Raw genomic sequence first — 23,122 nt, forward strand, 5'->3', positions numbered from 1 at the left:
CGGCTCAGCCGGCGGTGCCCGGGGCGGTGATCACCCGGGCGGCGACGCCGTGCCCGCCGAGCACCGCATCGCCGGTCGGTCGCCCGGCGAGGCGCGCCGCGAGGAACCCCGCCGCGAATGCGTCTCCCGCGCCGGTGAGGTCGCGCGCGCCGGGAACCGGTGCGACCGGGACCTCGGCGACGAGGGTGCCGCCCTCGAACACCTGCGTCGGCTCGGGTCCGTGCTTCACGACGATCGTTGCGGTGATCGACCCGGACCCGGGCCCGGGCCCGAGCCCGAGCAGGGCCGCCTCGGTCTCGTTCGCGAAGAGCACGTCGGGGGCGAGCGAGGCGAACAGGTCGAGCACCTTCGGCACCCCGAGCCCGGTGAGCAGGCCCGTCGACGACGCGTCGATCGAGACGCCGGCTCCGTGCCGACGTGCCTCGCCGATGAGCGCGAGCACCGCCGAGCGTGCCGGCTCGAGCTCGAAACCGTAGCTCGGCACATGCAGCCATGAGACGCCGTCGAGCCAGGCGGGGTCGACCGTCTCGAGCAGGGCCGACGCCCCGCGATCGGGGAACATCGTGCGTTCGCCCGCCGGATCGACGATGACGACGACGGCGCCCGTCGTGCCGTGTCGCTGCACCCGGACCTCGGCGCCGCACCCCTCGAGTGCTGCGACCAGCGCGTCGCCCGCGGCGTCGGGCCCGACGCAGCCGATGAACCGGGTCGCCACGAGCGGTGCGGCGAGTGCGGCGACGTTCGCGGCGCTGCCGCCACGAGTGCGGAACACCCGTGCCGCCGTGTCGGTGCCGTGCCGCACCGGCTCGGAGGTCCAGACGACGATGTCCTCGACGAGGTCGCCGACGACCGCGAGGAGCGGCGGGGCCGAGGCATCCGCCCGCTCAGCCGGCGAGCTCACGCGCGATCTCCGCCCCGAGGGCGACGTTCGCCCGATACAGCTCGAGGTTGACCTCGAGGCTCTCTCCGCCGGTCGCCCGCTGGAACCGGTCGAGCAGGAACGGCGTCGTGTCGTGGCCCGTCACTCCTGCGGCCTCGGCTGCCGCGAGCGCCTCGCCGAGCACCCGGTCGTGCAGCGCCGGATCGAGCTGCCGGTCGGCCGAGATCGGGTTCGCGACGAGCACGGCCGCCCGCTGCCCGAACTCGTCGCGCGCCCGGGCGAGCGCTGCGGCCTCCGCGGGGGAGTCGACCCGGTAGTCGAGGGCGAATCCCGAGTCGGCGACGGTGAAGGCCGGAAACCGCGTGGTGCGGTAGCCGACGACCGGCACGCCGAGCGTCTCGAGCCGTTCGAGCGTCGCGCCGATGTCGAGGATCGACTTCACTCCGGCGCTCACGAGCGTGATCGGCGTCTCGGCGAGCACGGGCAGGTCGGCCGACTCGTCGAAGCTCTCGGCGGCGCCGCGGTGCACGCCGCCGAGTCCGCCGGTCGACATCACCCGGATGCCGGCACGGTGCGCGAGCCAGGCCGTCGCTGCGACCGTCGTGCCCGCGTCGAGCCCCTTCGCCCGAGCGATCGGCAGGTCGCGCACGCTCGCCTTCACCACCTCGGCGGCCGTGCAGAGCCGCTCGATCTCGCCGCGGGAGAGGCCGACGACCGCGACGCCTTCGACGACGCCGATGGTCGCCGGTACGACGCCGGCGGCGCGCACCTCGGCCTCGCTCCGCAACCCGACCTCGAGGTTGCGCGGCTGCGGCAGGCCGTGGGTGAGGATGGTCGACTCGAGGGCGAGCACCGGCCTCCCCTCGTCGAGGGCGGCGCGCACCTCGTCGGACACGCGGATCGCGGCGGGCAGGGTGGGGTGCACGTCGGCGGGCATGCCGCAATGCTAGGCGCGGCGCCCGATCCGGCGGGGATGCCTCGCCCGGGGCGCACGCTCGGCTCTGTTGCCGCGTGTGACGGCCCGCCGGGACATCCGCACCCGCCGCGCGTATCGTCGCCTGCACGAACCGACCACGAGGAGCCCTCATGTCGCACCGCGAGCCGCACGCCGTCACCGAGCCCCGCACGGGCGCGGTCATGGGCATGCGCGGCTGCGAGCGGGCGCACGAGTGCTCGAGCGACCGCCCGGGCCATGGGCTGCACGCGATGCAGCTCCGCCTCTCGACGGCGACGCCCTCGAAGTGGGTCGACGCGATCGTCACGGCAGTCGACGGCGACGGGTTCGCGACGCTCGCCGCGATCGACGGCGGCGGAACGCGTCGCGTCTGGCACCACGACGCGTTCGCCGGCACGCTGCGGCTCGGCGACCCGGTCGCCGTGCACGCGGTGTACGGCGTGCTCGCGGCGGGCGGGCAGCGCTTCAGCGTCGCGGAGTAGCGCAGGGGTTCCGAGGGCTCGCTGCGCTCGCCCCCTTCGACCGCAGGGGGTCACGCCATGGGCATCGCCCCGCTCATCGAACTCATCATCTTCTCCATCGCCGCGACGCACTGATCGCATGCCATCGCGCACATGCGGCAGTGCTCGCTCATGTCGGCGTGCTGCATGCACTCGGCCGAGCAGGCGCGGCACATCAACACGGTCGTCTGCATCATCGACGTCATCACCTGCAGGTCCATGCCGCGCATCCGCAGCATCATGCGCATCATCGTGTCGCAGACGTCGGCGCAGTTCGCGCACATGCCGGCGCACCGGCCCATGCCCTCGCCCGCGTCGGCATCGGCGCACATGAGGCACGCCTGCATGCACGCGGAGAGGGCCTCCATACACTCCTGCATCATCGCGGCGTCCATGCCCTGCATCGGCATCTCCGTCGACGACATCGCGTCCTTCATCATGTCCATCGTCATGTTCACCTGCGCACCCGTCCGCCCCGGGCGGCCGAGCGCCGACGGTGCCGGCTGGAGCGGTTCGGCGGCCCTGATGCGGGCCATGCTACGCCGGGCGCCACCCTGCCAGAAGGGGCCGGGCGTGACGTTCTCGTGACGCTCGCGTGACGGTGTCCGAGTACGACGGAGGGCGGACGCCTCTGCCCGCGCGCGGCGAGGGGAGCGGCATCCGCCCTTCGGCGACCGAGGTGCCTACAGCACCGCCGACGACTCGAGCCCGGCCTCGTCGAAGTCGACGTCGCGGGTCTCCTTCGAGACCAGCAGCGCGACGAGCGTGAGCACGCCCATGACCGAGAGGTAGACGCCGACCCAGAACGGGCTGCCGCCGCCGGCGCCCCAGAGCGCGGTGCCGATGAACGGCGCGACGGCGGCGCCCAGGATCGACGACACGTTGTACGAGATCCCCGAGCCGGTGTAGCGGACGTTCGTCGGGAACAGCTCGGGCAGCAGGGCGCCCATCGGGCCGAAGGTCATGCCCATGAGCGCGAAGCCGATGATGAGCCATCCCATGACGCCCGCGAAGCCGGCCGAGAGCAGCGGCACCCAGAGCAGCCCGAAGACGATGATCGCCGACGTGACCCAGATGAGCGTCTTGCGACGGCCCCAGCGGTCGGCCCACGGGCCCGAGAGCATCGTGAAGATGCCGAAGAACACGACGCCGCCGATGAGCATGAGCACGAAGGTGTTGTACGCGTAGCCGAGACCGGGCACGGGGGCGTCGCCGGGCTTCGTGCCGTAGCCGAGCGAGAAGGTCGTCATCAGGTAGAAGAGCACGTAGGTCGCGAGCATGAAGAACGTGCCGAGGATGAGCTCCTTCCAGTAGCTCTTGAACACGCTCGCGAGCGGCAGCCGCTGGAGCTTGCCGCGCTTGGAGGCGTTGGCGAACGCCGTCGACTCGACGAGGCGGAGCCGCACCCACAGGCCGACGATCACCATCACGGCCGAGAAGAGGAAGGGGATGCGCCAGCCCCATTCGAGGAACTCGGTCGACGGCAGGGCGGAGTTCGAGTCGTCCGACGGCAGCAGCGCCGCGATGATGAGGAACAGGCCGTTCGCGATGATGAAGCCGATCGGCGCGCCGAGCTGCGGGAAGGTGCCGTACCAGGCGCGCTTGCCCTTCGGGGCGTTCTCGGTCGCGACGAGCGCCGCTCCCGACCATTCGCCGCCGAGCGCGAAGCCCTGTGCGAGGCGCAGGATCACGAGGAGGAGCGGTGCGAACCAGCCGACCGCGGCGTAGGTCGGCAGCACGCCGATGAGGAACGTCGCGATGCCCATCGTGAGCAGTGCGCCGACGAGCGTCGCCTTGCGACCGACCCGGTCGCCGAGGTGGCCGAAGAAGACGGCGCCGAGCGGGCGGGCGACCATGGCCGCGCCGAACACGGCGAACGACGCGAGCAGCGCCGTCGTCGGGTCGCCTGCCGGGAAGAACAGGTAGGGGAAGACGAGCACGGCCGCGGTCGCGTAGACGTAGAAGTCGTAGAACTCGATCGTCGTGCCGATGAGGCTGGCGAGGACCACGCGACTGCGTGGATTGGCGGGTGCTGCTGCTGCGGCCGTGGCCGCTGACGATGACGACATCGTTGCGAAGACTCCAAGGGTGATGCGGGTGACGCTGCACTCGGGCACGTCGGTCTGGCGCTCAGCCTGGGGCAGTGATGGAATCGTCGCTTGTGGCAACCCGGATACGATACGGCAGGGGTGCCTCGCCACCCCGCGATCGGGGGTGATCGGGGCCCCTCGCTGCGACGAACGGCGGTGATCGTGCGACGAACGGCGTCGGTCGGTCGGCCGAGGAGGGCCGAAGCGTCGGGTCCGAAGCCACCGCCCCGAGCCATCCGCCTCAACCGAAGGATCGACGCGTTGGGAGCCTCCGCCTCGTTAGGCTGAGCCCATGGATACCCTCTTCAGCGTTCTGCACGTCACCGCGGCCGTCTTCATCGTGGGCCCGATGGCCATCCTGCCGATGACGGCGATGCGCGCGGTGCGCGCCGGAAACGGCGCACAGGTCGCCACGCTCGCGAAGTCGACGATGATCTTCAGCTGGCTGTCGCTCGCCGTCTTCGTGTTCGGCTTCGGCGCGATGAGCATGGCGCCCGACGAGTACGACCTGTCGGTGACCACGCCGTGGATCCTCTGGTCGATCATCCTCTACGTCGTGGCCTTCGGCCTCAGCCTCTTCGTCGTCGTGCCCGCCATGAACAAGGCCGCCGCGGCGCTGCAGCCGAGCGGTGCGGATGCCTCGGGCGCGGCGACCGCCGAGGGCAAGGGCTACCCGGCGATCGCGGCCGGCAGCGGCATCGTCTCGCTGCTGCTCGTCGCGGTCGTCGTGCTCATGGTCTGGAAGCCGTAGGCCTCAGAGCGCGCGCAGCGCCCTCGCCGTCGCGATGGCGGCCTCGGCCGCCTCGCGGCCCTTGTCCTCCTTCGAGCCGGGGAGACCTGCGCGATCGAGCCCCTGCTGCTCGTCGTCGAGGGTGAGCACGCCGAAGCCGACCGGCTTGCCCGTGTCGATGGCGACGCGGGTGAGCCCGTCGGTCGCGGCCGACGACACGTAGTCGAAGTGCGGCGTCCCGCCGCGGATGATCACGCCGAGCGCGACCACGGCGTCGGCGCCGGCCTCGAGCGCCGCTTTCGAGACGACCGGAAGCTCGAAGCTGCCCGGCACCCGTACGAGCGAGTAGTCGGCGCCGGCGCCCTCGAGCGTGCGCGTCGCACCGGCGATGAGGCCGTCGGTGATCTCGTCGTGCCAGCTGCCGGCGACGATCACGACCTTCAGGCCGCTGCCGTCGATGTCGAGGATGGGGGATCCCTGTCCGCTCATGATGCGTGTCCTTCCAGGAGGGCTTCAGCCGCGGCATCCGCGAGCTGCTGGTCGTCGATGGCGTGGCCCATGCGGGACGCCTTGGTCTCGAGGTACCCCTGGTTCACCGCGCCGACGCCGACGACGAGCGGCAGTCGCTCGGTCACGTCGATGCCGTGCGCGGTGAGCTGGCGCACCTTCTCGGGGTTGTTGGTGAGCAGGCGCACCCGCTCGATGCCGAGGTCCGTGAGGATCGCGGTCGCGGACGAGTAGTCGCGGGCGTCGATCGGCAGGCCGAGCGCGACGTTCGCGTCGAGCGTGTCGAGGCCCTGCTCCTGCAGCCGGTAGGCGCGCAGCTTGTTGATGAGGCCGATGCCGCGGCCCTCGTGCCCGCGCAGGTACACGACGACGCCGCCCCCCTGCCGGATCGTCTGCAGCGCCGCGTCGAGCTGCGGGCCGCACTCGCACTTCAGCGATCCGAATGCCTCGCCGGTCAGGCACTCCGAGTGCACGCGCACGATCGCGCCGGCCGGATCGGCGGCGGGGTCGCCCGCGATGATGGCGACGTGGTCGGCGCCGGTGCCGCGGTCGCGGTACGCCCGCACGCGGAAGTCGCCGTGCACGGTCGGCAGCGTCGTCTCGACCTCGAAGGCGACGGGCGAGGACTCGGGCACGGCGGCCGCGGCCGCCGAGTCGAGGTCGTCGCCGTCGTGCCACTCCCGCAACCAGTCGATGAGCGCGGCGACCGTCGTCACGGGAAGCCCCTCGCGCTCGCCGAGCGCGATGAGGGCGGGCAGGCGCATCATCTCGCCGTCGTCCTCGACGAGTTCGCCGATGACGCCGACGGGGGAGAGGCCGGCGAGGCGCATGAGGTCGACCGCGGCCTCCGTGTGACCGGCGCGCTCGCGCACGCCGCCGTCGACGGCACGCAGCGGAAGGATGTGGCCGGGACGGACGAGCCCCTCGGGGATCGACGACGGGTCGGCGAGCACTCGCAGGGTGTGCGCGCGCTCGGCCGCCGAGATGCCCGTCGAGTTGCGGTCGGCGGCGTCGACGGAGACCGTGTACGCGGTGCCGCGCAGGTCCTCGTTGCGCTCGACCATGAGGGGCAGCGACAGCCGGTCGGCGACGGAGTTCGGCATCGGCGCGCACAGGTAGCCGCTCGTGTGCCGCACCATCCACGCGATCCACTCCTGGGTCGCGAACTCGGCGGCCATGATGGCGTCGCCCTCGTTCTCGCGGGCCTCGTCGTCGGCGACGATGACGGGCTTGCCGGCGCGCAGCGCGTCGAGCACTTCGGGGATCGTGGCGAGGCTCATGCCGCACCTCCTTCGCGGGTCGGTGCGGACTCGGGCGTCCGAGCGGGTTGAGGATCACCGGGCCGCGTCTCGAAGCCCACCGACGAGGGCAGGGTGCGGTGGTCGCCGAACCGCAGCATGCGCGCCACCTGCCGCGCCACGATGTCGGTCTCGATGTTGACGAGGTCGCCGACCTCGCGCTCGCCGAGCGTGGTGGCGGTGAGCGTCTCGGGGATGAGCGAGACCTCGAACCAGTCGCCGTCGGCGTCGGCGCCGACGCTCGACACGGTGAGCGAGACCCCGTCGACCGCGATCGATCCCTTGTCGACGACGAGCGGCGCGTGCTCGGGGTCGAGCGAGAACCGCACGTAGCGCCACGCCTCACCGGGGCGGACCTCGAGCACCCGTGCGGTGCCGTCGATGTGCCCCTGCACGATGTGCCCGCCGAGGCGGTCGCCGACGCGTGCGGCGCGCTCGAGGTTGACCGCGAGGCCCTCGTGCGCGCCGTCGAGGGTCGACATCGCGAGCGTCTGCGCCATCACGTCGGCCGTGAAGCCCTCGTCGTCGAAGTCGACGACCGTGAGGCAGACGCCCGACACCGAGATCGAGTCGCCGTGGGCCACGCCCTCGACCGCGAGCGGGCCGCGAACGGTGAGGCGGGCGGCGTCGTCGGTGCGTTCGATGCGCGTGATGCGGCCGAGCTCCTCGATGATTCCGGTGAACATGTCAGTTCCCTCCAGGGTGGGTGGTCGGGTGGGCGACGAGCAGCACGTCGTCGCCGAGCCGCTCGACGGCGGCGAAGCGGAAGCGCCTGGCGTCGGCGATGGTGGGGATGCCGAGATCGCCGACGGCGAGCCGCGGGCCGCCGAGCAGCGCCGGCGCGACGTAGACGAGAAGCTCGTCGACGAGGTCGGCGGCGAGGAGCGCGCTCGCGAGCGTCGGCCCGCCTTCGACGAACAGGGAGCGGATGCCTCGGCGCTGCAGCTCCTCGAGGTCGGCGGCGAGATCGTCGCCGGTCGGGAAGATCGGCGGGTTGGGGTGCCGACGCACGGCGGCGTCGGCGGGGACCGTGCGGTGCCCGAAGACGACCGGCACGGGCTGCGCCTCGAGGAGGTGCCCGCGGTCGTCCCGCGCCGTGAGCGACGGGTCGTCGGCGAGCACCGTGCCGGTGCCGACCGCGATCGCGTCGGCCGCGGAACGACGTCGGTGCACGTCGGCGCGGGCGCCGGCACCCGTGATCCACTGGCTCGTGCCGTCGGCCGCCGCGGCCCGGCCGTCGAGGCTCGCGGCCCACTTCACGATCACGCGGGGGCGATGGCGGCGGGCGGCGAAGAGCCAATCGTCGAGCATGGCCTCGACCTCGTCGGCGAGCACGCCGGGCACGACCTCGACGCCGGCCGCGCGGAGCCGGTCGGCACCGCCTGAGGAGTGGTCGCCGGGGTCGGCGACCGCGTAGACGACACGTGCCACGCCGGCCTCGACGAGGGCGACCGCGCAGGGGCCGGTGCGCCCGGTGTGGTTGCAGGGCTCGAGCGTCACGACGGCTGTCGCGCCACGTGCGGCGCCGGGCGCGAGCTTCGAGAGCGCGTCGACCTCGGCGTGCGCGGTGCCTGCGCCGCGGTGCCAGCCCTCGGCGAGGATCTCGCCGGCGGGGGAGAGGACGACGCAACCCACCCGGGGGTTCACGCCCCTGGCCGGGCCGAGCTCGGCGAGCTCGAGGGCGCGGCGCATCGCCGAGGCATCCGCCCCGTGCTGTTCATCGACCGTCGTCATTCCCTCGTCCTGTCCGAGGCTCCGGGAATGCTCGGGTCGCCGCGGTGCGATCACCGCGGAGCCGGCCGCGCGCACGGCGCCGCCGACACGTGCCGCCTCCCATCCGGACTTTCACCGTCGGTACCGGATTTCCACCGGTTCAACCGTTCGCGTCGACCTCTCGATCGAACGCGCCCGGCTCGCGGACTGTCACCGCCGGCTCGGAATTGCACCGACCCCGGAGCACGTTTCTCGTGTTCGATCATAGGTCAACGCCCGCGGGCCCGGACTATTCCCGCTCCTCAGCCCGCGGTCGGCTCCACCAGCGCCCGCGCCGTGCCCTCGTCGACGATGAGGTCGGTGATGAGCCCGGCGGCGAGCGCGCCGCGCAGGCTCGCGAGCTTCGCGCGGCCGGCGACCACGCAGATGCGACGGGGGGCGTGCCGCAACACCGAGAAGTCGGGGCCGGTCGCACGTTCGTTCAGCGCGATTCCGTCGGTCGAGCCGTCGGCACGGTAGAAGACCGTCGCCACGTCGCCGACGGCGCCGTCGCGGCTCAGCCCCTCGTAGTCGGCCCGCTCGAGGTAGCCGCCCTGGTAGACGTGGCTCGGCACCTCGGCGAACGGCGAGCCGATGCCGAAGAGCGCGAGGTCGAGCCGGCCCTGGAGCTCGAGCAGGCGCCGCGTCGAGCGCTCGCGCCAGAACGCCTGCTTCGTCGCGGGGTCGTCGAAGAAGGCCGGCACCGGGAACTGCTGCACGCGGGCGCCGAACGCGTCGCCGAAGCGGCGCAGCAGCTCGCTCGCGTAGACGATGCCGGTCGTGCGCACGTTGCCGGCGCCGTTGAGCTGCACGATCTCGGTGTTGTGGGTGGCCTTCGGCACGAGGTGGCGGCTCATCGCCCCCATCGTCGAGCCCCAGGCGACGCCGACGAGCTGGTTCGAGTCGACGAAGCGGCCGAGAATCCGTGCAGCCGAGAGCGCGACGCGGTCGAGGCGGTCGACGTCGCTCGCATGGTCGGGCACCGGGATGACGTGGGCCGAGACCTCGAAGCGCTCGAGGATCTCCTGTTCGATGCGGCTCGGAAGGTCGAGCGGCGAGTGGATCGAGATCTCGACGAGCCCGCTCGCCCTGGCGTGGCTGAGCAGGCGGGAGACCGAGGATCGCGAGGTGTGCAGCTCGTGCGCGATCGCATCCATCGTGAGGTCCTGCATGTAGTACAGGTGCGCCGCGCGCAGCGCGTCCCGGGTCTTGCCGGGCACGGCCTCGTCGGCGTCCACCGTCGCGAGGAGTTCCTTGTCGATCATCCGTCCACCTTGCACATATGTTCACGCGGCTTGCAAGTTCGTGCTGCCGTGTTCACGATGTATTCATCCACACCCGGCAGGCTCGTGCAAGCCCGCCGTTCGCTCCCGAGAGGACAGTGATGTCAGCGCAATCGATGAACCGGAACCGCCGGCAGCCCGCACCCGCAGGTGCCGTCTCGGCCCGCGAAGCGGTCGCACGCCTGCGCGAGCGCCCGCAGGCCGCGGTGCTCGTGATCGGCGGCGGCATCAACGGCATCGCGACGTTCCGCGATCTCGCACTGCAGGGCGTCGACGTCGTGCTCGTCGAACGCGGCGACTTCGTCTCGGGGGCGTCGTCGGCGTCGTCGCACATGATCCACGGCGGCATCCGCTACCTCGAGAACGGCGAGTTCCGACTCGTCAAGGAGTCGGTCGAAGAGCGCAACGGACTCATCCGCATCGCCCCGCACTACGTCAAGCCGCTCGAGACGACGGTGCCGATCTTCTCGACCTTCTCGGGCGTCCTCTCGGCCCCGCTGCGCTTCCTGACCCACAAGTCGGGCAAGCCCACCGAGCGCGGGGCCGCCCTCATCAAGACCGGCCTCACGATCTACGACGCGTTCTCGCGCGACGGCGGCGCGGTGCCGCGGCACCGGTTCCACGGTGCGAAGCGCTCGCTCGCGGAGCTGCCGGCGCTGAACCCCGGCGTGAAGTACACCGCGACGTACTACGACGCGAGCATGCACGACCCCGAGCGGCTCGCCCTCGACGTGCTGTTCGACGGCCTCGCCGCGGGCCCCCTCGCCCGGGCGGTGAACTACGTCGAAGCGATCGGCCACGACGGGGCGGGCGTGCGCCTGCGCGACACCACGACGGGCGAGGAGTTCTCGGTCGCGGCCGACGTCGTCGTCAACACGTCGGGTCCGTGGACCGACGTCACGAACGCCGACCTCGGCGAGGAGACCCGGTTCATGGGCGGCACGAAGGGCTCGCACATCGTGCTCGACCACCCAGAGCTCCTCGCCGCGACCGCCGGCCGCGAGATCTTCTTCGAGCACGAGGACGGCCGCATCGTGCTCATCTACCCGCTCAAGGGCCGGGTGATGGTCGGCACGACCGACCTCGAGCACGACATGCGCGAACCCGCGATCTGCACCGAGGAGGAAGTCGACTACTTCTTCGACCTCATCGCGCACGTTTTCCCAGCGATCCGAGTCGACCGGTCGCAGATCGTCTACCGGTTCTCGGGCGTGCGCCCGCTGCCCCGGCACGACGACACGCAGCCCGGGTTCGTCTCGCGCGACTACCGCATCGAACGGGCGGATGCCTCCGGCCGGCCGGGCACGACCGTGCTCAGCCTCGTCGGCGGCAAGTGGACGACCTTCCGGGCGCTCGCCGAGCACCTCTCGGGCGAGGTGCTCGCGCTCCTCGGCGGCGAGCGGGTCGTGTCGACGAAGGGACTCGCGATCGGCGGCGGCGCGGGATACCCGGCGACCGACGACGCGCGACGCGTCTGGCTCGTCTCGCACGGCGACGAGGTCGGCCGCGCCCGTGCCGAGGAACTGCTCGAGCGCTACGGCACCCGGGCTGCGGCCTATCTCGCCGACATCGAGGGCGAGCCCGAGACGCCCCTGGCGCACCACGACGGCTACAGCCGGAACGAGATCGCCTGGCTCGCCCGAAACGAGCGAGTCGTGCGTCTGCAGGACGTCGTGCTGCGGCGCACGAGCCTGGCCTTCACGGGTTCGCTCACCGTGCCGCTGCTCGACGAACTCGCCGCGGTCGTCGGCGCCGAACTCGGATGGCCGGCCGGGCGCATCGCGGCGGAGGTCGCAGCGACCGCGTCGCTGCTCGCCGAGCGCCACGGGGTGGAGCTGGGGGTCCCGGCGCCGGTCGAGTAGGCGCACAGCGCCGTGTCGAGACGACGGCGACGTGGTCTCGATACGCGCTCTCCTCCGTCGAACGCTCCTCGACCGACGGGTGCCGGAATCTGCACGGATGTGCACGCGGAAACGCCTCGTACCGGCCATTCCGGCGGGTACGTTTCATCGGGGCCGAATGCGGCCCGTTGCTCGGAACGGGCGGATGAGGCATCCGCCCCGCCTCTTGAAAGAAGGTCAACGTGGACAATCTCGGTCTCGTCTTCCTCTCGGAAGTCGTCGGCACCGCACTGCTCGTGCTGCTCGGCTGCGGCGTCGTCGCCAACGTCGCGCTCGCGAAGAACAAGGGTCACAACGGCGGCTTCCTGATGGTGAACATCGGCTGGGGCCTCGCCGTCTTCGCCGGCGTCATCGTCTCGTACGCCTCGGGCGCGCAGCTCAACCCCGCCGTCACGCTCGGGCTCGTGGCGAACGGCGCCCAGGAGTTCGGCTCGGGCGTGCCGGTCAACGTCGTCTCGGTGCTCACCTACATCGGCGCCCAGATGGTCGGCGCGTTCATCGGCGCGGTGTTCTGCTGGCTCGCGTACAAGCAGCACTTCGACGCCGAGCCCGAGGCCGGCAACAAGCTCGGCGTGTTCTCGACCGGCCCGGCGATCCGCTCGTACGGCTGGAACCTCGTGACCGAGATCATCGGCACCTTCGTGCTGGTGTTCGTCATCATCGGCTTCACGAACGGCGGAACCCCGGCGGAGCTCGGGGCGATCCCCGTGGCGTTCCTCGTCATCGGCATCGGCGCCTCGCTCGGCGGCCCGACCGGCTACGCGATCAACCCGGCCCGCGACCTCGGCCCGCGCATCGCGCACGCCCTGCTCCCGATCAAGGGCAAGGGCGGATCGGACTGGTCCTACTCGTGGGTGCCGGTCGTCGGCCCGATCATCGGCGGCATGCTCGCCGGGTGGGCCGCGCTCGTGCTGCTCCCCGTCCTCGGCTGACGCCGAGGCCTCCGCACCCACCAACATCACCACCATTCACTGACAGCAACGGAGTTCTCAGATGGCTGACTACGTCCTCGCGATCGACCAGGGCACCACCTCGTCGCGCGCGATCATCTTCGACAAGGCCGGATCGATCGTCTCGACCGGGCAGCTCGAGCACGAGCAGATCTTCCCCCGCGCGGGCTGGGTCGAGCACGACCCGGCCGAGATCTGGCGCAACACCGGCGAGGTGATCGGCCAGGCGCTCGGCAAGGTCAACCTGACCCGGCATGACATCGCCGCGGTCGGCATCACGAACCAGCGCGAGACCACGGTCGTCTGGGACCGGACGACCGGCGAGCCCGTCTACAACGCGATCGTCTGGCAGGACACCCGGACGCAGCCCATCGTGGACCGGCTCGCCGCCGACGGCGGCGTCGAGCGGTTCAAGGCGAAGGTCGGCCTGCCGCTCGCGACCTACTTCTCGGGCACGAAGGTCGTCTGGATCCTCGACAACGTGCCAGGGGCTCGCGAGAAGGCCGAGGCGGGCGACCTGCTGTTCGGTACGACCGACACCTGGGTGCTGTGGAACCTCACCGGCGGCGTCGACGGCGGCGTGCACGCGACCGATGTCACGAACGCGAGCCGCACGATGTTCATGGACCTCGAGACGCTGCAGTGGGACGACGAGATCCTCGCCGCCTTCGGCGTGCCGCGCTCGATGCTGCCCGAGATCAAGAGCTCGTCCGAGGTGTACGGCGTCGCGAACGAGCACTCGCTGCTCCGCGAAACCCCGATCGCGGGCATCCTCGGCGACCAGCAGGCCGCCACCTTCGGCCAGGCCGCGTTCGCGACCGGCGAGGCGAAGAACACGTACGGCACGGGCAACTTCCTGATCTTCAACACGGGCGAGGAGATCGTCCACTCGAAGAACGGCCTGCTCACGACGGTGGGCTACAAGCTCGGCGACGCGCCGGTGCACTACGCCCTCGAAGGCTCGATCGCGGTGACCGGTTCACTGATCCAGTGGCTGCGCGACAACCTCGGCCTCATCTCGTCGGCCGCCGAGGTCGAAGAACTCGCGAAGTCGGTCGAGGACAACGGCGGCGCCTACTTCGTGCCCGCGTTCTCGGGCCTGTTCGCCCCGTACTGGCGACCCGACGCGCGCGGTGCACTCGTCGGCCTCACCAGGTTCGTCAACAAGGGCCACGTCGCACGGGCCGCCCTCGAGGCGATCGCGTTCCAGACCCGCGACGTCATCGAGGCGGTCAACGCCGACGCCGGCGTCGACCTCACCGAGCTCCGCGTCGACGGAGGCGCAACGGCGAACGACACGCTGCTGCAGTTCCAGGCCGACATCCTGGGCGTGCCCGTGGTGCGTCCGGTCGTCGCCGAGACGACGGCCCTCGGCGCGGCCTACGCGGCCGGTCTCGCCGTCGGATTCTGGTCGAGCCTCGACGAGCTCGCGCAGAACTGGCAGGAGGACAAGCGCTGGACGCCGTCGATGGACGACGCCGAGCGCGAGCGCCTCGACCGCAACTGGAAGAAGGCCGTCTCGAAGACCCTCGACTGGGTCGACGACGACGTCATCTGACGTCGAATGCCCCCACCGCAGGTTACGGTGGGTTCTCGGGCCGAGCGCATGGGGGTGCGCTCGGCCCTCTCTCGTACGCGCGCGCGCGAGGGTCGCGAGCGCCGCCCGCCGGAACGGGGGATCAGTCGACGGCGGGGTCGAGGCGCGCGCCGAGCACGGGCGCGAGCTCGTCGAGCGATGCGATCTCGATGACGCCGGCATCGGCAGCGGCCTCAGCGTCGGCGGCATCGGGCCGCGCGCCGGTGCGATTGAGCCAGACGCCGACGAGCCCGGCACGGGCGGCACCGATCGCGTCGGTGACGAGGCGGTCGCCGACGTACGCGGCGCGGCCGACCGGGCCCGCCTCGCCGAACCGGGCAACCGCGAGTTCGAAGATCGCGGGATCGGGCTTCGCGACGCCGACGTCGCCGGAGGCGATCACGAGCTCGAAGCGCTCGCGCAGCCCGAGCCGGTCGAGCTTCGTCAGCTGCAGGTCGAGCTCGCCGTTGGTGATGACACCGAGTCGGACTCGGGGCAGGGCGGTCGCGACGGCGTCGAGCGCCGGCAGTGCGTCGTCGTGCAGCGACCAGGATTCGCGGTAGCGCTCGAAGTACCGCTCGAACCAGGCGCTCGCCGCCAGGTCGTCGAGCTCGTCGTCATGGGCGAGGGCGAAGTCGCGTGCCCGTGCCCTGCGTTGCCCCTCGTAGGTCGCCCGACCGGCGAGGTATTCGTGATAGTGCTGCTCTTCGAGTTCGTGCCAGAGACGTTGCGCCGAGACGTGGTCGCCCGTGTATGCCCGCTCGCGCATGTGCAACACGATCGCCATGGCGACCGCCTCGCGATGCGCCATGAGCGTGTCGTCGAGGTCGAACAGCACGAGCGGTGCGGCCCCGGTTCGCGGAGCCGTGCTCGGGTCGTCGATCGAGGTCATGCCCCGTCGCCGAGGAGCGGCGCCCAGCTCGAGGGCGCGTCGGCCTCGGGTGTCGGACCGCGCTCGCCAGACCAGCCCGGCAGGTCGACGCCGTCGCGGCCGGGCACGGTCGTCGACCCGGTCGTGGTGTTGCGGAACCCGGCGGCCCTCGCGACCATCGCCGAGGCGATGTTGCCCCGGTTCGCGCGCCACGTGACGGGGTCGGTGCCGGCGAGTCCGACGAACGCCCAGTCGCAGACGGCGATCAGGGCTTCGGTCATGTACGCCGAACCGCGGTGGTCGGCACCGAGCCAGAAGCCGACCTCGCGCGCCTTCGTGCGGAGACCGATCACACCCATCAGCGGGCCACCCGACTCGGTGCGGATGGCCCAGGTCAGCTCGGTGCCGGCCTGCCACGCCTCGGGTACATACTCGTCGAGGAATCCCCGGGCGTGCGACTCGGTGTACGGCCAGGGCGTCGTGAGGAACTGCTCGAAGATCGGGTCTTGGCAGTAGCGGGCGACACGCTCGGCGTCGGCCGGCACGGGCAGGTCGAGCACGAGCCGGGGAGTCTGCAGCGTGACGGGGCGCACGTCAGCCCTTTCGCACGAAGCCGACGCGGTCGTAGACCTCGCGCAGCACCTTCTGAGCGCGTTCGGCTGCCCGGTCGGCGCCGATCGCCAGCAGGCGATCGAGCTCGGCCGGGTCTTCGAGGAGCTCGAGCGTGCGGGCGCGGATCGGCGTGAGCCGGTCGACGACGATCTCCGCGAGGTCCTTCTTCAGGTCGCCGTAGCCGCGCCCGGCATACCGGTTCTCGATCGCGGCGATCGACTCGCCCGAGATCGCGGCGTAGATGTCGAGCAGGTTCGAGATACCGGGCTTCGCCTGCGGGTCGTAGCGGATCTCGCGCTCGGCGTCGGTGACCGCGCTCTTGAACTTCTTCGCGGTGACCGCTGGGTCGTCCATGAGCTTCACGAGCCCGGCCTCGGAAGCGGCGGACTTCGACATCTTCGCCGTCGGGTCCTGCAGGTCGTAGATGCGCGCCGACTCCTTCGGGATGAACGCCTCGGGCACGACGAAGGTCTCGCCGTAGCGCGAGTTGAAGCGGCCGGCGAGGTCGCGGGTCAGCTCGAGGTGCTGGCGCTGGTCGTCGCCGACGGGCACGAACTGCGTGTCGTAGAGCAGGATGTCGGCGGCCATCAGCACCGGGTAGGTGAAGAGCCCGACCGTCGTGGCGTCGGCGCCGTACCGGCTCGACTTGTCTTTGAACTGCGTCATGCGGCTCGCCTCGCCGAAGCCGGTCATGGTGCCGAGCACCCAGGCCAGCTCGGTGTGCGCGGGCACGTGCGACTGCACGAAGAGCGTCGAGCGCTCGACGTCGACGCCGGCGGCGAGGTACTGGGCGGCGGTGCGGCGCACGTTGTCGTGGAGCGCCTTCGGGTCCTGCTGCACGGTGATCGCGTGCAGGTCGACGACGCAGTAGATCGGGTCGTACTCGTCTTGCATCGCGACCCAGTTGACGAGCGCACCCAGGTAGTTGCCGAGGTGGAGCGAATCGCTCGAGGGCTGCATGCCCGAGAAGACGATGGGGCGGGCGGAGTTCATGTATCGGTCCTCAGAGAAGAAAAGTCAGATGGCGTAGTCGACGACGACGGGAGCGTGGTCGGACCATCGCTCGTCGTAGGCGGCCGCACGGTCGACGACGTACGCGGCGACGGTGTCGGCGAGCGCCGGGGTCGCGAGGTGGTAGTCGATGCGCCAGCCGGTGTCGGTGTCGAAGGCCTTGCCGCGCTGCGACCACCACGTGTACGGACCGGGCACCTCGCCCGCGTCGCGGCGGCCGACGTCGACCCAGCCGAGCCCGGCGCCGGCGTTGTACGCATCGTCGCCCTCGGCGCCGATGAACCGGTCGAAGTAGGCGCGCTCGGTGGGCAGGAAGCCGGCCTTCTTCACGTTGCCCTTCCAGTTCTTGATGTCGAGCGTGCGGTGGCCGACGTTGAGGTCGCCGACGACGACGGCGAGCTCGGAGTGGGCGGCGAGCTCGGGCAGGCGCTGCTCCATCGCATCGAGGAACTTGTACTTCTCGACCTGCTTCGGGGTGCCGTCTTCGCCCGAGTGCACGTAGGCGCTCACGACCGTGATCACGCGGTCGCCGACCTCGTAGTCGGCCTCGAGCCAGCGGCCGGCGCTGTCGAAGTCGGCGGCACCGAGCTCGACGCGGTGGATGTGGGCCCGGCGACGGCTCGCGATCGCCACACCGGCCCGGCCCTTCGCGGTCGCGGGGTCGTGCAGGATGTCCCATTCGTCGCCGAGCAGGCCCTGCAGGTCTTCGGTCGAGGCGCGCACCTCTTGGAGCGCGAGGATGTCGACGTCGCGACCGGCGAGCCAGTCGCCCATGCCCTTGCGGAATGCGGCACGCACTCCGTTCACGTTGACGCTGGCGAGACGGAGGGGCTTCGCAGAGGGCATGTCCTCGATCCTACGGGAGCCCTCCGACGTGCTTCGTCGTCGGTGCGCCGTCGTCCATCGCCTCGAGGTCGGCGAGGTCCTGCTCGGCACGCGCGAGCCGGCGCTTGGCGCCGAACTGCTCGAACCAGTTCGCCGAGGCCGTCTCGTTGCGGGCCTCGCGCACGCGGACGCGCGCCGCCGTGAGCAGCGCTTCGCGCTCGCGCTGGCGCGCCTCGGCTGCGAGCTGCTCGGCCGACACCACCCGCAGGCTCTCGTTCGCGTCGGACGCCTCGACCGCGATCCAGCTCGCGGCGACGAGGATCACGATGCTCGTGAGGTGGAACCAGAGCAGGAGGCCGACGAAGACGGCGAAGGTCGCGAGGAGGGGATTGCTCGTGACACCAGACACGAGGAGACCGCTCAGCATCTGCATCGCCGACAGGGCGGCCGAGCCGAGCAGCGAACCGACCCACATGCGCTTCCACGGCATCGCGGCGCCCGACAGGAATCGGAACATGACGGCGAGGGCGAAGGTGTCGATGGCGAACACGACGAGGAGCGTGCCGAGCTGCACGCTGAACGCCTCCCAACCGTCGGCGTAGGGCAGGTTCAGCGCGTCGAAGACGGAGCTGATGAACGACGTCGTCGCGACCGAGAGCACCGATGCGAAGATCAGGATCGCCCCGAACGCGAGGCCGGCGAGCAGGTCGCGCGCCTTCAGCAGCACGTAGGCCCTGGTGTCCTTCGGCAGGCCGAAGATGCTGCGCACCGCAGTGCGCGCGTACGTGATCCACCCGATGGCGGTCCAGATGAGGCCGATGACGGCGATCGCACCCGTCCACCCGAGCACACCGCTCGACTGCTCGACGATCGCGTTGAGGTCGTCGCTGGAGATCACGCCGGTCGTGTCGGCGTCGCCGATCAGGCCCGGTGCATAGGTGTTGACGAGCTTGACGAGCGCGGCGAGCGTGTCGGGGTTGCTCGTGAGCCAGAGCCCCGCGACGGCGAAGAGCACGTAGACCGCGGCGAACACCGCGAACAGCGCCTGGTAGCTGAGGCCGGCGGAGAGCAGGAACCCGTTGCGGGCGAGGAAGTGCCGCCACACGCGTACCGGGAAGAGCGCCATCGTCTTCCGGGTGAGCGTCGACACCGTGCTGATCGGCTCTTCGAAGCGGTCGAGGATCGGCTGGCTGATCGCGTCGAACCGCTCCTTCGCGCTGGGCCCCGCATCGGAGGTCGCTCCCGGCTCGGCGGCGTCCGCCTGCTCGTCGCTCGGACCGGCGGCGGCCCCGCCCTTCGGCGTCGTCCTGCCGCGACGTCGGGGGGTTCGCTCACTCACGGTCCCAACGATAGCGAGCCGCACGCCCGCGGCCTCGCACGGCTCGTCCGACACGGTGGACGCCTCGGCCGAGGCCGCTCAGGGACTGCACTGAGGCGGCCTCCGCGTGTACCCCGAAATCGCCACATTCTGTACCCCGACTTCGGGGGGTCAGACGTGAGGATCCCTTGAAAACGGGGGACAGGCCGAGGAACATCGGCCGGGCCGACCCGAAGGCCGAGCCGGTCGAACCAGCACGAGATGAGCGAAGTCATGCAACAACGCAGGAGAACCCGACCCGAGCACCGTAGGGGTGTTCGGGGGACAGCGAAGCGGAACCTCGGCGGCCTCGTCGCCGTCGTCGTGACCGGTGCGCTCGTGTTCGCCGGAGTCCCGGTGATCGCCTCAGCCGACGAGCCCGTCGCTCCCACTGCCGCGGCGAACGACGCGGGCATCGAGGCGGCCGTCGCCGCTGCCGGCGATTCCGCCGCAGACCAGGCGGGGACCGACACGAGCGACCCGGCCCCCGACCCGTCGGCGGAGCCGTCGCCGGCCGCGCCCGCGGACCCGGGATCCGCGCCGGCCGGAGGACCCGAGCCGGCACCGGAACCCGAGACGGCGCCCGGGCCGTCGCCCGCGGAAGAGCCGGAACCGGCGCCTGAACCCGCTCCGGCCCCCGGTGCGGAATCGCCGCCCGGTACCGCGCCGCCCGCCGTCGAGACGCCGTCCCCGGCCGAGGCGACGACCACGCCGCGGGCGAAGGCGGCCACGCCGGCCGACTGCGCGTCGATCCCGATCGCGAACGACGACCGCAGCGCGCGCGACGACTGCCTCGCGAAGCAGCCCGGTCTCCGCGCCGCCGCAGCGGCTCTGGCCGCCACGGCGACGAACCCCGACCTCCAGCCGAGCTGCGGCATCGACATCGCGCTCGTGCTCGACAAGTCGGGATCGATCGGCGGCGACGGCATCGCGAACCTCACGTCGGCCGCCGACGCGTTCACGACGGCGCTCGTCGACACCGGCTCGCAGGTGTCGGTCACCGCGTTCGACCAGGACGCCACGGTGCTCCTCGGCGCGACCGACCTGACGAGCGCGAACCTCGCGGCCGTCCAGGGGTCGTACGCAGGCCTCACGAGCGACGGCTGGACGAACTGGAAGCGCGGCCTCGAGGTCGCCCACGGCACGTTCGGCGGCTTCGACGATGCCGTCGAGCTGACCGTGATGATCACCGACGGCAACCCGAACACGGTGGACCCGTCGATCGGCGGCGAGTTCCCCGACGGCTCGGCCGCGGCGCTCGACCCCGCGATCGCCGAGGCGAACTCGATCAAGGCCGCACCGTCGCACCTCTTCGGCATCGCCGTGGGCAGCGACCTCGACCTCGACCCGATCCGTGCGATCACGGGCGACGACGGCTACGCCGGCGACCTCGCGAGCGCCGACCACGTCGTGACCGCCGACTACGGCACGCTCGGCGCGCAGCTCAAGCAGATCGCGTTCGAACTCTGCGGCGGTTCGGTCTTCGTGCACAAGGAGATCGCCGGTCAACCGACCGCCGGCTGGGAGTTCTCGACCGGCGACGCCGCGGTGGCGCCGTCGTCGCAGACGACCGACGGCAGCGGGGCGACCGCCGCGTTCGAGGTCACCGGCTTCACGAGCGACGCGCGCACGGTCGAGTTCTCCGAGGAGGACCGGCCCTTCCACCACCGCACGAGCGTGGTGTGCCAGGACGCCGACGGGCCGCTGCCGGTCACCCTCGTCGGCGACCTCGGCTGGCGGGTCGAGGTCGGCATCGAGGCGATCGTGCACTGCAACGTGGTGAACGAGCTCGAGGCGCCGGTCTGGCGCGTCACGAAGAGCGCCGACCCGCCGAGCGGAACGGCCGTGGAGCCGGGCGACGAGATCGAGTACACGCTCGCGATCGAGCACGTCTCCGGTCCCGCCGCGACCGACCTCGAGATCTTCGACGACGTGTCGCAGCTGGCGCCGTACGTCGACTTCGACGGGTTCGTCGGTGCACCGCCCGTCGTCGAGTCGAGCTGGAACCTGCTGCACCCGGGGCGCCTCTTCCTGAAGCTCGCCTCGCTCGAGCCCGGTGAGACGCTGCAGGTCGCGTATCGCGTCGTCGTGTCCGACGACACGGCGCCGGGAGCGGTGCTGCGCAACCACGTCCTCACGAACTGCCCGGGCGGGGGGCCGGTCATCGTCGGTCCCGACGAGCCAGATCCCGTGGCCGACGAGTGCGTGACCGAGCATCCGACGCCCGGATTCGTGCTGTGGAAGACGAGCGATCCCGCCGACGGGCTCGTCGAACCCGGCGAGACGATCGAGTACACGCTGCACGCGTGGAACTTCTCGCAGGCCGAGGTGGAGGGCGCGACCGCGGTCGACGACCTCGCCGACGTGCTCGACGACGCGGCGCTCACCGAGCCGCTCGACCCGTCGCTGACGCTCGACGGCACGAGCCTCGAGTGGGCGGTGCCGACGCTGGCGGTCGGCTCCGGCGAGGCCATGGTGTCGTTCGAGGTCACCGTCGACGAGGATGCCTGGAACGCCGACCTCGTCAACGTCGTGACCCCCGAGGCGCCGGGCATCTGCCCGACGGAGGGCGAGGGCGGAGCACCGCCGGTCCTCGTCGAGCGGCTGGACGGCTCGTCGTCGCGCTCGCCCGAGGCATCCGTCGCCGCCGTGCCGGAGGTGACCGACTGCACGACCGAGCACCGCACGCCGAACGTCGACCTCGCGGTCGCGAAGACCGCGACGACGGCCGACGGCGACGCGGTCGACTCGGGCTCGACGCCGCCCGACGTCGTCTCGTACGAGGTGGTCGTCGAGAACCTCGGCGACGATCCCGCGTACGGCGTCGAGGTGACCGACGCGCTGCCCGAGGGCGTGGTGTTCTCGGCCGGGTCCGAGGTCGTGGCGACGGCGCCGCCGGGGGAGGAGGCCGACTGGACGATCGACGACTCGATCGACGGCGAGCTGACCTTCCGGTACGCCGGCCCCTTCGCGCCCGGCGCCACGGCGACGATCACGTTCGACGTCGAGGTCGGCGAGCTCGAGCAGCCCGACCCGACCGTGCCGATCCCCGATCTCGTGAACACGGTCTGCGTGTTCAGCGGTCCGGTGCCGGCACCCGAGCCGCCGGCACTCGTCGCCGCGCTCGACGTCGTCGGCCCCGGGGTCGATGGGCCGAGCCGCGATGCGAACCCCGAGAACGACTGCGACGACGCCTCGACACCGGTCAAGTCGATCGCGCTCGACGGCGCAGCGCAGTGCGTGAACGACACGCCCTGGTTCGAGTACTCGGTCACGCCGGTGAACGTCGACGCGCCCGAGGTCGTCCTCATCTGGTGGACGGCCGACGCCTTCGCGGCGCACGACCCGTCCATCGACGCGGGCGACGAGGCGGCGATCCTCGCCGACGGGGCGTCGCAGGTCGACGACCTCGAGGTGCCCGACGACTGGGCGCCGGGCGACGCCATCGAAGGCCGGCAGCTCTGGCCGGGTGCGGCGATCGACGAGAACGGCGACCCGATCGCCTGGCCGGGCTGGACCGAGCTGGCCGACGGCTCGTGGGTGCTCGACCCGGAGGCGCCGTTCTACGACCTCCGAGACGAGGCCGTCGTCGAGATCCGCATCAACCCGTCGACCGACGTGATCACGGTGTACCCGCCGGCCACGCCGAACTGCACCGCGGCCCCGCCCGAGAACGAGGCGCCGCCCGTGAGCCCCGAGCAGCCGTCGACCCCGTCGTCGATGGCCGCGACCGGTATCGACCCCGCGGGCCTGGTGTCGGGCGCCCTCGCCCTGCTCATGCTCGGCGCGCTCGGCGCCGCTGCCGCGCGGGTGCGATCGCGCCGGGCGGACGGCGCGTGAGCGCCGCCTGATCGGGCAGGGGATGCCTCGGTGCGACGCGCGCCGAGGCATCCCCCTCTTCAGGGCACAAAAGCTGAGGAATCCTTGTCGGTGATGCGACGGGCGGCGCACACTGGCAGTGCTGACCCGTAACCCGAGCCGGCTCCGTACCCGATGTCAGGAGCTGTCATGTACCGTCATCCGC

The 23,122-nt window shown here is 71.5% G+C and carries 20 protein-coding genes and 1 riboswitch; of the genes, 6 read left to right on the forward strand and 14 right to left on the reverse strand.

Going from position 1 to position 23,122, the window contains the following annotated elements; translation table 11 throughout:
• Nucleotides 1–4: 4 nt before the first annotated feature.
• Both PX701_RS13115 and PX701_RS13120 read right to left on the reverse strand, forming a co-directional pair.
• A complete protein-coding gene (locus tag PX701_RS13115) occupies nucleotides 5–901 on the reverse strand; it encodes a carbohydrate kinase family protein (protein WP_275506540.1) in 897 nt (298 codons plus the stop codon).
• Complete coding sequence (locus PX701_RS13120) at nucleotides 885–1,817, reverse strand: pseudouridine-5'-phosphate glycosidase (protein ID WP_275506541.1); 933 nt, start codon at nucleotides 1,815–1,817, stop codon at nucleotides 885–887. The genes PX701_RS13115 and PX701_RS13120 overlap by 17 nt, the downstream gene beginning before the upstream one ends.
• A 149-nt stretch (nucleotides 1,818–1,966) precedes the next feature.
• On the opposite strand from PX701_RS13120, the gene PX701_RS13125 reads away from it, so the two are divergent.
• Nucleotides 1,967–2,317 carry a hypothetical protein gene (locus tag PX701_RS13125; protein ID WP_231431660.1) on the forward strand — a complete coding sequence of 117 codons (351 nt, stop codon included), beginning with the start codon at nucleotides 1,967–1,969 and terminating at the stop codon, nucleotides 2,315–2,317.
• Between the two features lie 50 nt (nucleotides 2,318–2,367).
• Here PX701_RS13125 and PX701_RS13130 read toward each other — a convergent pair whose 3' ends face one another.
• Complete coding sequence (locus PX701_RS13130; RefSeq protein WP_275506542.1) at nucleotides 2,368–2,739, reverse strand: four-helix bundle copper-binding protein; 372 nt, start codon at nucleotides 2,737–2,739, stop codon at nucleotides 2,368–2,370.
• A gap of 279 nt (nucleotides 2,740–3,018) precedes the next feature.
• The gene (locus PX701_RS13135) at nucleotides 3,019–4,404 is read right to left on the reverse strand and encodes an MFS transporter (protein ID WP_275506543.1); all 1,386 of its coding nucleotides are present in this window, start codon (nucleotides 4,402–4,404) and stop codon (nucleotides 3,019–3,021) included.
• Nucleotides 4,405–4,717: 313 nt separating this feature from the next.
• On the opposite strand from PX701_RS13135, the gene PX701_RS13140 reads away from it, so the two are divergent.
• Entirely contained in the window at nucleotides 4,718–5,176 is a 459-nt protein-coding gene (locus tag PX701_RS13140; protein ID WP_231431657.1) for a DUF2269 family protein, read from the forward strand.
• A gap of 3 nt (nucleotides 5,177–5,179) precedes the next feature.
• Here PX701_RS13140 and ribH read toward each other — a convergent pair whose 3' ends face one another.
• The 5 genes from ribH to PX701_RS13165 all read right to left on the reverse strand — a co-directional run bounded on the left by ribH (nucleotide 5,180) and on the right by PX701_RS13165 (nucleotide 9,977).
• A complete protein-coding gene (gene ribH, locus PX701_RS13145) occupies nucleotides 5,180–5,644 on the reverse strand; it encodes a 6,7-dimethyl-8-ribityllumazine synthase (protein WP_275506544.1) in 465 nt (154 codons plus the stop codon).
• Nucleotides 5,641–6,942, reverse strand: coding sequence for a GTP cyclohydrolase II (gene ribA, locus PX701_RS13150; RefSeq protein ID WP_275506545.1), 1,302 nt, complete (start codon nucleotides 6,940–6,942; stop codon nucleotides 5,641–5,643). Before ribA ends, ribH begins: the two co-directional genes overlap by 4 nt.
• Nucleotides 6,939–7,646 (reverse strand): riboflavin synthase, encoded by a 708-nt coding sequence (locus PX701_RS13155; protein ID WP_231431654.1) that lies wholly within the window; start codon nucleotides 7,644–7,646, stop codon nucleotides 6,939–6,941. Before PX701_RS13155 ends, ribA begins: the two co-directional genes overlap by 4 nt.
• Before the next feature lies 1 nt (nucleotide 7,647).
• Nucleotides 7,648–8,694, reverse strand: a complete 1,047-nt coding sequence (gene ribD / locus PX701_RS13160) for a bifunctional diaminohydroxyphosphoribosylaminopyrimidine deaminase/5-amino-6-(5-phosphoribosylamino)uracil reductase RibD (RefSeq protein ID WP_231431653.1) — start codon at nucleotides 8,692–8,694, stop codon at nucleotides 7,648–7,650.
• A gap of 85 nt (nucleotides 8,695–8,779) precedes the next feature.
• Nucleotides 8,780–8,924: riboswitch (FMN riboswitch) on the reverse strand.
• Nucleotides 8,925–8,975: 51 nt separating this feature from the next.
• Entirely contained in the window at nucleotides 8,976–9,977 is a 1,002-nt protein-coding gene (locus tag PX701_RS13165) for a sugar-binding transcriptional regulator (RefSeq protein WP_231431652.1), read from the reverse strand.
• Between the two features lie 134 nt (nucleotides 9,978–10,111).
• On the opposite strand from PX701_RS13165, the gene PX701_RS13170 reads away from it, so the two are divergent.
• From PX701_RS13170 to glpK, 3 genes are all read left to right on the forward strand, one after another.
• Nucleotides 10,112–11,857 (forward strand): glycerol-3-phosphate dehydrogenase/oxidase, encoded by a 1,746-nt coding sequence (locus PX701_RS13170; protein WP_275506798.1) that lies wholly within the window; start codon nucleotides 10,112–10,114, stop codon nucleotides 11,855–11,857.
• A gap of 221 nt (nucleotides 11,858–12,078) precedes the next feature.
• Nucleotides 12,079–12,828: an MIP/aquaporin family protein gene (locus PX701_RS13175; protein ID WP_231431651.1), complete on the forward strand. Its 750-nt coding sequence runs from the start codon at nucleotides 12,079–12,081 to the stop codon at nucleotides 12,826–12,828.
• Nucleotides 12,829–12,889: 61 nt separating this feature from the next.
• A complete protein-coding gene (gene glpK / locus PX701_RS13180) occupies nucleotides 12,890–14,404 on the forward strand; it encodes a glycerol kinase GlpK (protein ID WP_231431650.1) in 1,515 nt (504 codons plus the stop codon).
• Between the two features lie 121 nt (nucleotides 14,405–14,525).
• Here glpK and PX701_RS13185 read toward each other — a convergent pair whose 3' ends face one another.
• Genes PX701_RS13185 through PX701_RS13205 form a run of 5 tightly spaced genes read right to left on the reverse strand, consistent with a single transcriptional unit; the run spans nucleotide 14,526 to nucleotide 19,080 of the window.
• A complete protein-coding gene (locus tag PX701_RS13185; protein ID WP_231431649.1) occupies nucleotides 14,526–15,314 on the reverse strand; it encodes an HAD family hydrolase in 789 nt (262 codons plus the stop codon).
• Nucleotides 15,311–15,886: a GNAT family N-acetyltransferase gene (locus PX701_RS13190; protein ID WP_231431648.1), complete on the reverse strand. Its 576-nt coding sequence runs from the start codon at nucleotides 15,884–15,886 to the stop codon at nucleotides 15,311–15,313. Before PX701_RS13190 ends, PX701_RS13185 begins: the two co-directional genes overlap by 4 nt.
• 1 nt (nucleotide 15,887) lies before the next feature.
• The gene (gene trpS, locus PX701_RS13195) at nucleotides 15,888–16,898 is read right to left on the reverse strand and encodes a tryptophan--tRNA ligase (RefSeq protein ID WP_231431647.1); all 1,011 of its coding nucleotides are present in this window, start codon (nucleotides 16,896–16,898) and stop codon (nucleotides 15,888–15,890) included.
• A gap of 24 nt (nucleotides 16,899–16,922) precedes the next feature.
• Nucleotides 16,923–17,762, reverse strand: coding sequence for an exodeoxyribonuclease III (locus tag PX701_RS13200; RefSeq protein WP_275506546.1), 840 nt, complete (start codon nucleotides 17,760–17,762; stop codon nucleotides 16,923–16,925).
• A 10-nt stretch (nucleotides 17,763–17,772) separates the two neighbouring features.
• Nucleotides 17,773–19,080 carry a YihY/virulence factor BrkB family protein gene (locus PX701_RS13205; protein ID WP_275506547.1) on the reverse strand — a complete coding sequence of 436 codons (1,308 nt, stop codon included), beginning with the start codon at nucleotides 19,078–19,080 and terminating at the stop codon, nucleotides 17,773–17,775.
• Between the two features lie 342 nt (nucleotides 19,081–19,422).
• Between PX701_RS13205 and PX701_RS13210 the strand changes: the two genes are divergently transcribed.
• On the forward strand, nucleotides 19,423–22,938 hold the full coding sequence (locus PX701_RS13210; protein WP_275506548.1) for a DUF7927 domain-containing protein: 3,516 nt from the start codon (nucleotides 19,423–19,425) through the stop codon (nucleotides 22,936–22,938).
• Nucleotides 22,939–23,122: the final 184 nt, after the last annotated feature.

It is taken from the genome of Agromyces chromiiresistens (assembly GCF_029167465.1).
GTDB classification, from domain to species: domain Bacteria; phylum Actinomycetota; class Actinomycetes; order Actinomycetales; family Microbacteriaceae; genus Agromyces; species Agromyces chromiiresistens.